The organism is Crenothrix sp., from assembly GCF_043729335.1.
In the GTDB taxonomy this organism is placed as follows: domain Bacteria; phylum Pseudomonadota; class Gammaproteobacteria; order Methylococcales; family Methylomonadaceae; genus Crenothrix.
Genome location: NZ_JAYTLQ010000057.1, coordinates 25,995 through 40,281, shown reverse-complemented (window position 1 = coordinate 40,281; position 14,287 = coordinate 25,995). Strand labels below are relative to the sequence as shown.

Sequence of the window (14,287 nt, the reverse complement as noted above, 5' to 3'; positions counted from 1 at the left end):
AAAGAGCACTTGTCACATAAGGGATTGCAGCTTCAGGAGTAGTTAATGCCTTCGTTATTTCAGCTATGATTGAATTTCTATTTTCATATCGATACCAATAACAACCAGGTGGAAACCACTTTATCTCTTGCTGAATATTTCTCAACTTCCACCGGAACCGCTTTTTCGACAGTCCGCGCGTTAAGTTTAACACTACGTGTGTAAGAGCTAATGGTGAGTGGGAAAACTATTGGGGTAATTTCTCCACCGTAGCGGCCGCATAAGGATTCCCCGCATTTTTTTTTATCACATTTTCTTAGGCAAGCCCTGTAACACCCTTACATCTCTAAAAAAATGGTTATTTGCCCTACCCACTTTATACTTATTTTTTTACCTTTTTGCGGCCTTGCCACTTATCTTTATCACCCATAAACTATCTATTAGTACATTAATTGTAAGTGTTGAGCTTTTCTTTGAAAGATTAATTAAAAGATTGTTTAAATAATGCTGTTTTAATAATCTTTCCCAAAGAAAAAATGCGATAGGCTCTACAAATCAATGCAGGTGAGTAATATTATGCACATTTCTACTTCTAACCCATCGATTCATAGAATATTTGCAAACTATAAAGTTGAAAAACAAGTACCTCAACTTATTGATCTTACTGACTTGCATTGTTTTGTAGGGCGCTATCCAAAACTCAATAACTATCTTTAATTTAATTTTATATTCCGTGGTATGGGAGAAATAGAATGAAAAAGACTGAAGCTACAACCCCAAAAACGAAAAAATCCCAACTGGAAGCGGCAAATTTTTCTGATAGTAAAGCCCAAACCTTGGAACCTGATATGCCAGCACGAAGTTCAAACGGTGTTGAAACCATGCCGGAATCTGACAATATAAACCCGGATATGGAGCGCAATACGGACAGTAGCAATTCGTCTGACTCAGCAATTTGCCTTCCCGATCGCGATGCTAAAATTTCCGAGCTGGCTTATTATAAAGCCGAAAACAGAGGCTTTGATCCAGGGCATGAGCTTGAAGACTGGTTTGCCGCAGAACAAGAATTCATGCTTTAAGTTATAAATTGTTACACTTTATATTTTCAGTTTTATGGGTAAAAAGCGATGCTATGGGCCAGTAATCTAGTACTCAGTCAATTTTATTTTGTCAGTCAGATATTTTAAAAACCGTTCGTGGTGAGACATTCGACAAACCCATGAGAGCCTTGTCGAACCATGAACCACAAGTCCTTCGACAAGCTCAGGACGAACGGAGTATTTCATAGTACTCGACAATGTAAGATTGACTGAGTACTAGGCCAGTAAAACATCGTAATTTTTCAATTATCGTCGCAAGATTGAAAAATACCCAAAACAGCATAGGCATACTTTTTTGTGCCTGCGTTGATCATGCCAGGATAGGCATAAGAAGTCGTTTTTTCTTGTTAATACTATATGGCCGTCAGATTTTCTAGCGGCAGGAGAAATTTACAATGAACACGAAAAATCTCAAAAATATGGCTACAGCGTTATCAATGGTGGCCGGAATGGGTATTGGGTCTTCAGCAATGGCTGTTAACACGGGCATTCAAACCTTAGGAAATGGCAACACCGTTGATGCCTTCACTTTTACCTGCCCTGCAGGCAGTGGTGGCCGGGCTCGGGTGAATGATCGCCAAAACCCCAATCCCGTCGGCGTTAATATGCAAGTGGCTATTGGCCATGACAGCTTCCCCACTCGCCAAGCGGTTGATGCGACGGATAATGGCGTACCGTCCGCGTTTACGGTTGTCATTGCCGAGTCAGGTGCCTACGCCGCGACTTTCAAAAAGACAGGGGCAGCCGCTGAAATATACAGCGGCGACCTACAGTGTTGCAATATTGCCGGCAATTGTGCAATTAATCCGTTCAATGTTGTCAGGCGTATAAATCAATAAACTCAGCTAGACCAGGTCGTCGATCCTAATGCTGGGACGGCGGCCTTAAAGCGCATAGATTAGAATCAAGATGATCTTAAAATTTTGATGATCGCTTGCCTCCCATTTTTTTTACGAATGTTCAGCCACAGGCCTATATTTCCTGGGGTTATTACACAGAATAAATGTAAAGCAATGCGATCAAATAAGGAGGCGTTATTTATGAAAACAAAGATAGTTATCATCTTGGCCTTAGCGCCGTGTTTGGGCATTATTTTTGGTCCACTGTTGGCAGAAGATGCGTCCCCAATTCATGTTCCAACACCTCTTGAAGAGCACGCCAATATCATAGCGCCGCCTGCCGTACATCAAAAATACGCCGTTACGCCGGAAGAGCATGCCAAAGAAGCCAGTCTTGCTAGAGAACATGCCATTCGCGATAAAAATCAGGCACAGCAACATAAATCTTTAGCCATAGATTATAAAAAAGCCAACCAGGACAAGCTAAGCCAACATCACGAAGAACTGGCAAAGCAGTATGATGCGCTCGCCAAAGAATATGCAAACACAGCGTTAACGCATGAAACGATAACCAGCCCCAAAAAGTAGTTATTACTTGCGCTATTAGTTAGAAATAACATCGAACGTGGCGGAACAATTAATGTCGTTTTTACAGCCATTAATATGTTTCAGGAGAAAACTAAAATGAATGGTAAAACTTATGCGGCTCTGGCCGCTGTAGCCTTTGTTGTTATATTAGGAATGCAGATTTATGCGATGGTTATTGTGAACAGCAATCTTAATCAATCGTTTGGAAAAGGCAGGTTGACTATGCCCCCACTACAAATACCTTTTCGACATGAATCATCTTTGTCCACATCACCCTTCGAGGAAGTATTGTTAAAGGATAATTCATGGGATTTTTATCAGAAAATGCAGTTCGTGCAAAATAAAATACAACGAATTCTGAATTATTCACGTTTTAATATCAATGCCCTTGCAGAAGATAACTTGATTAATACATCTGATGCTGAGTTACAGGAAAAATCAGATCAGTACATCGTCACCGTCAATGCGCCGACTGCGGATGAATCAGCTATTAAGGTAAATTTAGACGATCGGATTTTGAGCATCGCCATTAAAACAAAAACTGCTAAAAATGAAAAAGACGGCAAACACAGTTATCGGGAAAGCTCTGCAGGTGAGTTTGAACAGGTATTAACGTTACCTGGCTCTGGTGATGCCGCCAAAATGACTACTGATTTCCATAATGGCATATTAACCATCGTTATTCCCAAGTCCTTACGGAGCGGTACTCGTTCAGTGTTGATTTGCCGGTCAGATATTTTAGGGCCGTTCGTACCCAAAGGGTGAGCCATTCGTCAAGGCTCTCCTGAGTATGCCGAAGGACGCAGGACGAACGGAGTATTTTATAGTACTCGACAAAGTAAAGTTGACCGAGTACTAGTACTTAGTCATTCATTAAATATCGAGTAAATTCCAGACCTACGAGGTTTTTAAAACCTCGTAGGTCTTTGCAACATCCGACAGAATAAAATTGACTAAGTACTAGCCCAATCCAGGAACATTCGCTTTTTTGCAGACCTTACTGTTAGGCGCGAAAATTATGCTTGAATATACGGATTATTTAAAAATATTTATCGCTCTGTTGGCGGTGGTAGACCCTTTGGGCGCTATGCCAGTCATAGCCGCCATGACCGCACACAATAAGGCGTCTGATCTTAAAGCAATAGCCAGAACAGTCGCCTTGTCTGTTGCCTTCATATTACTTATTGCACTTTATATGGGTGAAGCTGTACTGGTTTTTTTTGGGATCAGTATCAGCTCTTTTCGCGTGGGCGGTGGAATTGTACTGATGCTGATGTCACTGACCATGCTGCAAGGTAAAATCAGTGAAATAGTACAAAACAAAGCAGAAGCCAAAGAAGGCGAAACTGCACAATCCATTGCGCTAATACCCTTATCAATTCCCTTGTTAGCGGGTCCCGGTGCAATTAGCACCGTCATTCTTTATGCCCAACGTAGTAAAGATTTAAATCACTACCTCATGATAACGCTGGATATTATTGTGGTAGCTAGCCTTTTGTGGTGTGTATTACGCGCCACCTCATGGTTAAGCAGCCACCTGAGCCAAACCGGCATTAATGTCGGTACGCGGCTGATGGGGTTAATACTACTGGCACTTTCTATTGAAGTTATTGCCAGCGGACTCAAGGGATTATTTCCCGTATTAGCACGGAACGCATAAATGAGCTTACGGCTATTAATCTTTTTTAAAAAAATTAAATTAAATCCTAAAAACTACTGTCTAACCGGTATGCGTCCACCGCTTTTTTAAAGGCGGGATTGAATGATTACCCTGACTGTAGTGGCTTGTAAATTGACAACCTAAATAAACATTATGCCGATACGTGACTTGGAAACCTGGATGTGGGCGGATGCCTGCAAAATATTGGATCGGGCTGATCGGCTGCATCGACAGTTTTTTAGACCCACTGTTATTAACGCCAGGCGACCGACTTGGGAGCCGCCGGTTGATATCTACGAAACGCAGTACGACTTCAAAATTATGATTGCCCTGCCGGGGGTATTTCCGGAACAGTTAACGGTAGCGCTGGAAGGTGACCATTTAATTATTGAAGGACAGCGGCATTTACCTGTTAATGCAGAGTCACAGATTCGTCGGCTAGAAATCCCCTATGGGCGTTTTGAACGGTGCATAGACTTGCCTGCTGGACATTTTGAAGTCGGCACGCGTGAATTTATAAATGGCTGTTTATTAATTTCACTTCGGAAAAGATAGGCCGACTTATGCACATCAAGGATTTGAAAAACAAGCTTCTAGGCAGCCCCCCTGAAAAGGAACAGCCCTCTTCAGATATAAAACCCAAAACGGTGCAGTCATTCCCGCCTATTCCCAACGATGCTATGATTATTGTGCCCATGCGAGGCACGGTAATTTTTCCACAAAATGTATTGCCCTTGGTTATAGGCCGTAAATCCTCTATTGCCGCGATACAACAGGCAATACGTTCCGAGAAACCGGTTGGTTTGCTTATGCAGCTGCATGAAACTGATGAAGCTCCCGGTATTCATGATTTCCACCCCGTGGGAACCGTGACGGAAATTTTACGCTATTTAACCGCAGCTGATGGCAGCCATCATGTGGTTTGCCAAGGTGTGCAGCGTTTTCGTGTGCAGGAATTCTTACCGGGTTACCCGTTTTTTGTCGCCCGCTGTGAACATTACGAAGAACCCGAAATAAGCTCCAAGAACGTTGAAGCACGCGTTATAACGCTCAAACAAAAAGCCCTTAAGGTGCTGGAGCAAACTCAACAAACGCCGGCTGAACTGGTCAACGCCATTCAATCCATCACTTCACCGAGTATGCTGGCTGACTTGATTGCCAGTTACCTGGTTTCAAAACCCGATGATAAACAAGCCCTGCTTGGGCTTTTTAATGTACAGGAGCGTATTGACCGGCTATTAGAATTACTCAATTACCAGATTGAAGTGCTTCAGCTGTCCAACAAAATTAACGAGCAAACCCAAGAAACCATGGGGCAGCGGCAGCGTGAATTTGTTTTACGTGAGCAAATGAAGGCCATTCAGAAGGAGCTGGGCGAAGAGGAAGGCAGCAATGCCGAAATTGAAGAACTCAACAAGGCCATTACGGCGGCTAAAATGCCGGAAGAGGTAGAAAAACAGGCACGGAAAGAGCTGGGGCGTTTGCAGCGCATGCCGGATGCCAGCGGCGAATATTCTATGATACGCACCTACCTGGATTGGCTTATCGAATTGCCTTGGTCTGTCGCCAGTGCAGGGGTGATTGATATTGCCAAAGCCCGTGAAATTTTGAATGAAGATCATTACGGCCTGGATAAAATCAAGCAGCGCATATTGGAATTCTTAGCTGTGCGCAAATTAAATCCCAATGGCAAAAGCCCGATTTTATGTTTTGTAGGTCCTCCAGGGGTGGGGAAAACCTCACTGGGACGCAGTATAGCGCGTGCAACCGACCGGGAATTTGTCCGCGCTAGCCTTGGCGGCCTGCATGATGAAGCCGAGATTAGAGGACATCGGCGCACGTATATCGGTGCATTGCCCGGCAATATCATCCAGTCCATGCGCAAGGCTGGCATCAATAATCCGGTATTTATGCTCGACGAAATGGACAAGCTCGGTGCAGGCTTTCATGGTGATCCTTCGTCAGCCTTGCTGGAAGTGCTGGATCCTGAACAAAATTCAACTTTTCAAGATAATTATTTGGCGGTAGCGTTTGATTTGAGCCATGTCATGTTTATTGCCACAGCCAATGTGTTAGACAGCATTCCCGCACCGTTGCGCGACCGTATGGAAGTCATCGAATTAACCGGTTATACCTCCGATGAAAAACTCCAGATTGCCAAACGTTTTCTGGTACACCGGCAATTGGAAAGTAATGGTTTAAGTGCTGAGCAATGCACAATCACCGATGCGGCCATACTGACTATTATTCAGGATTATACCCGGGAAGCCGGATGTAGAAATCTGGAGCGTGAAATAGGCGCGGTTTTTCGTCATGTTGCCATGCGTATTGCCGAGGGCATTAGCGTTAATGAGCAGATAGACAGCGAACAAATTCCTGGTTTATTGGGCGCCAAAAAATTCGATAGCGATGTCGCCATGCGCACTAGCCTTCCTGGTGTTGCTACCGGATTAGCGTGGACACCGGTGGGGGGCGATATTTTGTTTATTGAGGCTACACGCATACCGGGCAAAGGCAACCTAATTTTGACGGGGCAGTTAGGCAACGTCATGAAGGAAAGTGCGCAGGCCGCTTTAAGTCTGGTGAAGTCACGCGCCCAAGCATTGGGTATAAATCCGGAGGTGTTTGAAAAAAATGACATCCACGTCCATGTTCCCGCAGGCGCCATTCCTAAAGATGGCCCCAGCGCAGGCGTTGCCATGTTTACTGCCCTTTATTCTGCGCTTTCTGAACGTACTGTGCACAATGATGTCGCGATGACCGGAGAAATCAGTTTACGTGGCTTGGTATTACCGGTTGGCGGTATTAAAGAAAAAGTAATTGCTGCTGCCAGGGCAGGGATTAAAACTGTCATGCTGCCCGCACGTAACCAACGCGACTTTGAAGAAATACCTGAAGCGGTGAGGAACCAACTCCAGTTTATTTGGTTGGAGAAGGTAGATGATGCATTAAAAACAGCAATGCAAGACTGAATTAAATATGGCTAGCCGATAAAATACTTATCATAAAGCAGAGGGATTCATCATGAGCATACAACTTGAATTACAAGCCACTATTGATGATCTGGTAGTAAAGGGTAAGGGCATCCTTGCCGCTGATGAAAGCGATCCCACCATAGCAAAACGCTTTAAGGCAATTAATCTAGAATCTACAGAGGAAAACCGCCGCGCCTATCGCTGTTTATTACTGACTACACCCGGTTTAGGTGAATTTATCAGTGGCGTTATTTTGTTTGAAGAAACCCTAGTCCAACAAACAGACGGCGGTAAGCCATTGCCGCAAGTCGCGGCGGAGCAGGGCATTGTGCCAGGCATTAAAGTGGATAAAGGCACGCTGCCATTAGCAAATGCGCCAGGGGATTTAATTACCCAAGGCTTAGATGGTCTGGCTGAACGCTTAATAAGCTACAAAGCACAAGGCGCGCGTTTCGCCAAATGGCGCGAAGTCTATTTAATTAGTCCCCGCAATCCCACTCAGCTAGGTATAGATGCCAATGCTGAGGTATTAGCACGCTATGCGGCTATTTGCCAGTCTGTGGGCATTGTGCCTATTGTGGAGGCGGAAGTGCTGTTAGACGGTGACCATAGCATTGAGCGCTGTTTTGAGGTGACGGAAGCCGTCCAACAGGCGGTATTTCGGGCTTTAAATAGGCATCAAGTGCTATTGGAATATATGCTGCTTAAACCCAGTATGGTGGTTCCAGGTGCAGATGCCTTACAAAAAGTAAGCACAGCTGAAATCGCCGAAAAAACCCTTGCCCAGTTGCGTCGCTGTGTGCCTGCTGCGGTGCCGGGAATTAATTTTCTGTCCGGTGGCCAAAGCCCTGAGGAAGCTACGGTAAATCTTAATGCCATTAATGCACTGGCGGGCAATGCTCCTTGGCACATGAGCTTTTCCTACGGACGCGCCCTGCAACAACCTGTACTGCAAACGTGGCAAGGAAAACCGGAAAACATTAAGGCCGCCCAAGATGCACTTTATAAACGTGCAAAACTTAATAATGCTGCATGTTATGGAAATTACTCACTGGAATTAGAATAGTAAGCATTAATACCTTTGATTTTTAGGATTAAGGGGGGATGATCTGTTCTTACTGCATTACATTAAAAATTCGCTCACCGGATTATGTGCTTTCCAAAGGCGAATTTTAACGAAAACTTATTAGGCTAAGGTAGGCCATTAATATGCAATATAAAGATTATTACAAAATCATGGCGCTTTCCCGTGATGCCAGCCAAGATGAGGTCAAGCGTTCCTATCGTAAACTGGCACGTAAATACCATCCCGATGTTAGCAAGGAAGCCGATGCTGAAGCCAAGTTTAAAGAATTAGGCGAAGCGTATGAAGTCCTTAAAGATCCTGAAAAAAGAGCGGCTTATAACCAATTAGGCGCTAACTGGAAATCCGGCCAGGATTTTAAACCGCCACCTAATTGGGATGAAGGCTTTGAATTTAAAGGCGGAGGCTTTACTGGTGGTGATGCTGGTGACTTCAGTGATTTCTTTGAACAGTTGTTTGGGCGTGAAGGCTTCCAATCTGCACACACAGGACGACAGCACGGCGAACATCTGCGCGGACAAGACAGCCATGCCAAAATCCATATTAATCTGGAAGACAGTTATCACGGTGCAACCCACACTGTGACATTAAGTTCACCTGAAATGAATGCCCAAGGCCAAGTGCAGGTAAAGCACAGAAACCTGAATGTCAAAATACCTAAGGGCATTAAACCAGGGCAACTTATCAAGCTGGCAGGCCAAGGTAGCCCTGGTATAGGTAGCGGTCAGGCCGGTGATTTGTTTCTTGAAATAGCCTTTAATGCCCATCCACTTTATCGTGTGGCCGAAACAGATGTATATCTTGATCTGCCTGTTACGCCGTGGGAAGCAGCGTTAGGTGCTAAAGTTAAAGTACCTACGCCGGAAGGTAGTGTTGATCTGAAAATCCCACCCAATTCCAGACAAGGCGGTAAATTGCGTTTGGCAGGCCGAGGTTTGCCCACTAAAACCCCCGGGGATTTCTATGTGGTGCTGCAAATTGTTCTGCCGGCTGCAACCACAGACCAAGCTAAGGCCGCTTACCAAAATATGCAGCAAGCATTTGATTTTAACCCGCGTCAGTCTATAGGGGGGTAGTTCGATGAGCTCACACGATCCATCATTAGTTTATACCGGCATCATCATTGAAGAAGATAGCTTAACACTGGGTGAGTTATGCAAAGCCTGCTGCGTCCATGCCGATTGGGTTCTCGGTCTGGTGGAAGAAGGCATCCTTGAACCCCATGGAACAGAAATACGCTTATGGCGATTTTCTGGCTCAAATTTGGTGCGTGTCCGTTCAGCGCTGAGGTTACAGCGGGATTTGGGTGTTAATTTGTCCGGTATCGGTTTGATACTTGATTTGGTAGAAGAGCTTGAGAATTTACGGATACAGCTAAAAATGACGGGGCATATCCGAGAAGATCAACCCAAGCCCTAAAAAATATACAAAAAAGTTTGCTGTTCATTACTTTGGAGAAAAAATCATGAAACTAACCTGGATACTCGTTGCTAACAGCACCCATGCCCGTATCTTTACTGCTGATACGCCCTCGTCCGCTTTAGAGGAAATAGGAGATCTTGCTCATACAGAAGGCCGTTTATATACCCGAGAGCTCACTACCGACTTGCCAGGAAGAGTTAAAGGCGGTCAGAGCAGTAGGCATGCATTGGAACAACCGACTGACCCGAAAAAACACGAGGCAGACATTTTTGCGCATCAGTTGGCTGAGCATTTGGAAGAAGCCTATAACGCCAACAAATTTAAACAACTGCTGATTATTGCAGAGCCTTCTTTTCTGGGCTTATTACGCCAGTGCTTGCCCGAACACATTAAAAAACAGGTATGTTTAGAACTCGATAAAAATATCACCCTGCAAAGCGCCGCAGATATTCGCAAACACCTTCCTGAATATTTGCCGCATGTTTTATAAGCGGCTTGTTGTCTCCAGAATACCGGCTTTGGGCTAACCGTTCAGTTCTCTTCTTAAACAAAGGAGAGTTAGTACCCAAAGGGCATAAAGGAGAAGGCTGGGATGAGGGCAATTTAAATTGTTGATTTTATTCTCCTCACCCCAACCCTCTCCAGCAGGAGAGGGGCTAGTTGCTTTAACTTAATGGTAGTACCCTCCACCGCTCGTAAACTCTCTCCCTTTTTCAAAAGGGAAAGTGGGCGCATACCCTACGGCAGTGAAACTTAATAATCAGTATTTAGTCTGAGTTTTATAATAAATACGGAGTCACTGCCATGAACAGTGCATCAAACCCAGTGGGAACCGACGGTTTCGAATTTGTAGAATACACGGCGGAAGATACCCGAGAACTAGAAAGATTATTTACTAAGATGGGTTTTGTGGCCATTGCAAAACACCGTTCCAAGGATGTGGTGTTGTATCGGCAGGGAGAGATAAATTTTATTATTAATCATGAGCCGGCCAGTTTTGCGCAGGCTTTTGCAAAAGTGCATGGCCCATCTATTTGCGCCTTTGCCATTCGGGTCAAAAATGCTGCAGATTGTTTAAATCGGGTCATTAAATTAGGTGCACAAGCTTATTATAGCCATATAGGGCCGATGGAACTCAATATCCCGGCCATTCGAGGTATTGGTCGCAGCCTGATTTACCTGGTTGATCGTTATGGCGAAGATCATTCTATTTATGATGTGGATTTTATACCGCTAAACGGCGTAGATTCAAGACCAAAGGGCTTTGGGCTAAAAGAGATTGACCACTTAACGCATAATGTTTTTCATGGCGGTATGAATAAGTGGGCTGAATTTTACCAGCGCTTATTCAAATTCCGGGAAATCCGTTATTTTGATATTCACGGTAAAGTTACCGGTTTAAAATCCCGTGCCATGACCAGTCCGTGTGGCAAGATTCGTATTCCTATCAATGAGCCTTCCGATTCCAAATCACAAATTCAGGAATATCTGGAAGCCTACCACGGTGAAGGCATTCAGCATATTGCTTTAGCCAGCAATGATATCTATGCCACTGTACAACAATTACGCGATAACGGCATTGAGTTTATGGACGTGCCTGATACGTATTATGATGCCATCAATGCACGGGTTCCAGGCCATCATGAAGCGGTAGAGCAACTGCGAAACAACAGGATTTTAATTGATGGTGATCCTGCAAGTGGCGCAGGGCTGTTACTGCAAATTTTTACCACTACCGTGATTGGCCCTATTTTCTTTGAAATTATTCAACGCAAAGGCAATGATGGTTTTGGCGAAGGCAATTTTCAGGCGCTGTTTGAAGCTATCGAGCTTGACCAAATCAAAAGAGGAGTGATCTGATGGCGTGGATTAATTTTCCTAAAGTGGAAGGACTTGCTTCACGGCAGGCGCATGTTGATCTTCCGGCCAATACTTATGAACGGGAATTAGGCAAGGAAGGCTTTTATGGCCCGTCTACCCAGATGTACCATCGTCATCCGCCTACCGGCTGGAAAACCATTGAAGGGACATTAACGCCACGGGCTTTTGACACCAAAAAGTTGGCGCTGTTAGAAGATGATCTTTGGAAAGCACGCTTGCTGTTCAGCAATGCTAATATCCAAATACGTTTTATGACGTTGCAAAATGATATGGAGCATTTGCTTAGAAATGCCGACGGTGATGAATTAATCTTCGTGCATCAGGGCGCGGGCGAATTGTTCTGCGATTACGGGCATTTAAGTTTTAGCGAGGGTGATTATATGCTGTTGCCGCGCGGCACCCAGTGGCGGATGACAGTAAATGAAGCCGTTAGCATGTTGTTAATTGAGGCCACTAATGACAGTTTTAAGTTACCAGACAAAGGATTGGTCGGTAATCAGGCGATTTTCGATCCGGCTATTTTGGATGTCCCTAAAATTGACGATGCCTTTATGGCCCAGCAAAATGATGCCGAATGGCGTGTGTTGGTTAAAAAACGCAATTGCCTCAGCACCATTACCTATCCGTTTAATCCTTTGGATGCTGTGGGCTGGCATGGCACGTTAATGCCGGTACGTCTTAACTGGCGCGATATCAGGCCGCTGATGAGCCATCGCTACCATCTGCCGCCTTCTGCGCATACCACGTTTGTTTCCAGCCGTTTTGTGGTGTGTACCTTCGTGCCTAGACCTTTTGAAACTGATCCGACGGCGTTGAACATACCTTTTTTTCACAGTAATGATGATTACGATGAGCTTATTTTCTACCATGCGGGCCAATTTTTTTCCCGGGATCATATTTATCCGGGCATGATGACCTTGCATCCAGGAGGCATTCCACACGGCCCGCACCCGAAAGCCTTGCAGAATGCAGATAAAAAACGCGGCACTATGACAGATGAGGTTGCAGTGATGATTGATACGAGAGATACGCTGGAAGCTTCCAAACACGCTGAACAAGTGGAGTGGCCTGATTATGTGGATTCGTGGAAATGAAGCTTGCCACCCTTAAAGCCAGCAATAGAGATGGCAGTCTGGTGGTTGTTAACCGCGCACTGACCCAAGCAAAACCGGTTACTGATATCGCCTTGACCTTACAAGCGGCACTGGATAATTGGGCGGAAATTGAACCCCAATTGCAAAGGGTTTACCAAGCCTTAAACGAGGGGAAAGGTGATTACATGCCTTTTGATAGCAGTCAGGTAGCGGCTCCGTTGCCTAGAGCCTATCAATGGCTGGATGGCAGTGCTTATTTAAGCCATGTCGAACGGGTGCGCAAAGCCCGTGGTGCTGAGGTTCCAGCTAGTTTGTATGATGATCCTTTAATGTATCAAGGCGCTTCTGACAACATGCTGGGCGCTAATGATGCTATTGAAGTGGCTAGCGAACAGTGGGGGATTGACTTTGAAGCGGAAGTTGGGGTAATTACCGATGATGTACCCTATGGCGTATCTGTTGAAGAGGCTGCTTCTCATATCAAGCTGATTGTATTGATTAACGATGTGTCACTGCGAAATCTGATTCCAGGCGAACTGGCCAAAGGCTTTGGTTTTTTGCAAGGCAAACCTGCCAGTGCTTTTTCAGCGGTAGCGGTAACGCCCGACGAATTAGGGATGGCTTGGCAAGACTCCAAGTTGCATTTGCCCTTAATGGTGTACTGGAATGCGCAATTATTTGGCCATGCCAATGCGGGCAATGATATGCAGTTTAATTTTGCTAGGCTGATTGCCCATGCTGCAAGATCGCGAAAACTGGCGGCTGGCACTATCATCGGTTCGGGTACGGTTAGCAATTATGATTCCACACAGGGCTATTCGTGCATCGTTGAAAAGCGAGTGGTGGAAATTATTGAAACAGGCACGGCGGTTACCGAATTTATGCGTTACGGCGATAAAGTCCGCATAGACATGCTGGATAAACAAGGACAATCCATTTTTGGCGCGATTGAGCAAGAGGTGAGGCCATGTCGGTAATCTTGTACAGTTATTTTAGAAGCTCGGCTGCATACCGTGTACGCATTGCTTTAAACCTGAAAAAAATTGACTATGAAATCCGACCGATTCATTTGCTTAATAACGGCGGCGAACAGCTCACAGCTGATTATCTGAAGCTTAATCCACAGGGGCGTGTACCCGTTTTAGTTGTTCGAAATAAAGTATTAACGCAATCATCCGCCATTATTGAGTACCTGGATGAAGTCTATCCGACGCCCGCATTGTTACCGGCTAATGCCATGGCGCGTGTTTATGTCCGCGCCGTGGCGCAAATTATTGCCTGTGATATTCACCCGCTCAACAATTTGCGGGTGCTGAATTATCTAAAAGGCTCTGTTAGCGATGAGTTTCAGCACAATTGGCGTAAGCATTGGATAAATGAAGGCTTGATGGCCATAGAACAGCTATTGCAAAAAACTGAATATAAAGGCCAGTTTTGTTATGGTGATAAGCCCAGTATCGCTGATGCCTTCTTAATACCGCAAGTTTACAATGCCTTGCGTTTTGATTGCCCGATGCAGGGCTTTCCCTTGATTACCGCTATTTATGAAAACGGTATGCGCTGTGCTGATTTTGCCCAGGCAGCGCCGGAAAATCAGCCGGATGCCAACACTAATGCACCCTGATCCTGATGGCGATTAGTAAACGGCGCTACCGTACAATTTTC

General features: G+C 45.0%; 15 protein-coding genes. All 15 read left to right on the top strand.

From position 1 onward, the window contains the following. Positions 1-731 precede the first annotated feature (731 nt). The 15 genes from ACHZC4_RS13630 to maiA all read left to right on the top strand — a co-directional run bounded on the left by ACHZC4_RS13630 (position 732) and on the right by maiA (position 14,246). A complete protein-coding gene (locus tag ACHZC4_RS13630; protein WP_394754408.1) occupies positions 732-1,058 on the top strand; it encodes a DUF2934 domain-containing protein in 327 nt (108 codons plus the stop codon). A 416-nt stretch (positions 1,059-1,474) separates the two neighbouring features. Then, positions 1,475-1,918, top strand: a complete 444-nt coding sequence (locus ACHZC4_RS13625; protein WP_394754407.1) for a hypothetical protein — start codon at positions 1,475-1,477, stop codon at positions 1,916-1,918. 201 nt (positions 1,919-2,119) lie between these two features. Next, positions 2,120-2,506: an acid-shock protein gene (locus ACHZC4_RS13620; RefSeq protein ID WP_394754406.1), complete on the top strand. Its 387-nt coding sequence runs from the start codon at positions 2,120-2,122 to the stop codon at positions 2,504-2,506. A gap of 96 nt (positions 2,507-2,602) precedes the next feature. Beyond that, entirely contained in the window at positions 2,603-3,271 is a 669-nt protein-coding gene (locus ACHZC4_RS13615) for an Hsp20 family protein (protein WP_394754405.1), read from the top strand. A gap of 253 nt (positions 3,272-3,524) precedes the next feature. Continuing rightward, complete coding sequence (locus ACHZC4_RS13610) at positions 3,525-4,166, top strand: YchE family NAAT transporter (RefSeq protein ID WP_394754404.1); 642 nt, start codon at positions 3,525-3,527, stop codon at positions 4,164-4,166. A gap of 153 nt (positions 4,167-4,319) precedes the next feature. Then, positions 4,320-4,721 (top strand): Hsp20/alpha crystallin family protein, encoded by a 402-nt coding sequence (locus tag ACHZC4_RS13605; RefSeq protein ID WP_394754403.1) that lies wholly within the window; start codon positions 4,320-4,322, stop codon positions 4,719-4,721. 8 nt (positions 4,722-4,729) lie between these two features. Then, a complete protein-coding gene (gene lon, locus ACHZC4_RS13600) occupies positions 4,730-7,138 on the top strand; it encodes an endopeptidase La (protein WP_394754402.1) in 2,409 nt (802 codons plus the stop codon). A gap of 52 nt (positions 7,139-7,190) precedes the next feature. Next, a complete protein-coding gene (locus tag ACHZC4_RS13595) occupies positions 7,191-8,207 on the top strand; it encodes a class I fructose-bisphosphate aldolase (protein WP_394754401.1) in 1,017 nt (338 codons plus the stop codon). Between the two features lie 143 nt (positions 8,208-8,350). After that, a complete protein-coding gene (locus ACHZC4_RS13590; RefSeq protein ID WP_394754400.1) occupies positions 8,351-9,301 on the top strand; it encodes a DnaJ C-terminal domain-containing protein in 951 nt (316 codons plus the stop codon). 4 nt (positions 9,302-9,305) lie between these two features. Beyond that, positions 9,306-9,644 carry a chaperone modulator CbpM gene (locus ACHZC4_RS13585; protein WP_394754399.1) on the top strand — a complete coding sequence of 113 codons (339 nt, stop codon included), beginning with the start codon at positions 9,306-9,308 and terminating at the stop codon, positions 9,642-9,644. Between the two features lie 46 nt (positions 9,645-9,690). After that, positions 9,691-10,137, top strand: coding sequence for a host attachment protein (locus ACHZC4_RS13580; protein ID WP_394754398.1), 447 nt, complete (start codon positions 9,691-9,693; stop codon positions 10,135-10,137). A gap of 314 nt (positions 10,138-10,451) precedes the next feature. Continuing rightward, on the top strand, positions 10,452-11,507 hold the full coding sequence (gene hppD / locus ACHZC4_RS13575; protein WP_394754397.1) for a 4-hydroxyphenylpyruvate dioxygenase: 1,056 nt from the start codon (positions 10,452-10,454) through the stop codon (positions 11,505-11,507). Beyond that, positions 11,507-12,622 carry a homogentisate 1,2-dioxygenase gene (locus tag ACHZC4_RS13570; RefSeq protein ID WP_394754396.1) on the top strand — a complete coding sequence of 372 codons (1,116 nt, stop codon included), beginning with the start codon at positions 11,507-11,509 and terminating at the stop codon, positions 12,620-12,622. Before hppD ends, ACHZC4_RS13570 begins: the two co-directional genes overlap by 1 nt. After that, positions 12,619-13,599 carry a fumarylacetoacetate hydrolase family protein gene (locus tag ACHZC4_RS13565; RefSeq protein ID WP_394754395.1) on the top strand — a complete coding sequence of 327 codons (981 nt, stop codon included), beginning with the start codon at positions 12,619-12,621 and terminating at the stop codon, positions 13,597-13,599. Before ACHZC4_RS13570 ends, ACHZC4_RS13565 begins: the two co-directional genes overlap by 4 nt. Continuing rightward, positions 13,590-14,246, top strand: a complete 657-nt coding sequence (gene maiA, locus ACHZC4_RS13560; RefSeq protein WP_394754394.1) for a maleylacetoacetate isomerase — start codon at positions 13,590-13,592, stop codon at positions 14,244-14,246. Before ACHZC4_RS13565 ends, maiA begins: the two co-directional genes overlap by 10 nt. The last annotated feature ends 41 nt before the right edge of the window (positions 14,247-14,287 follow it).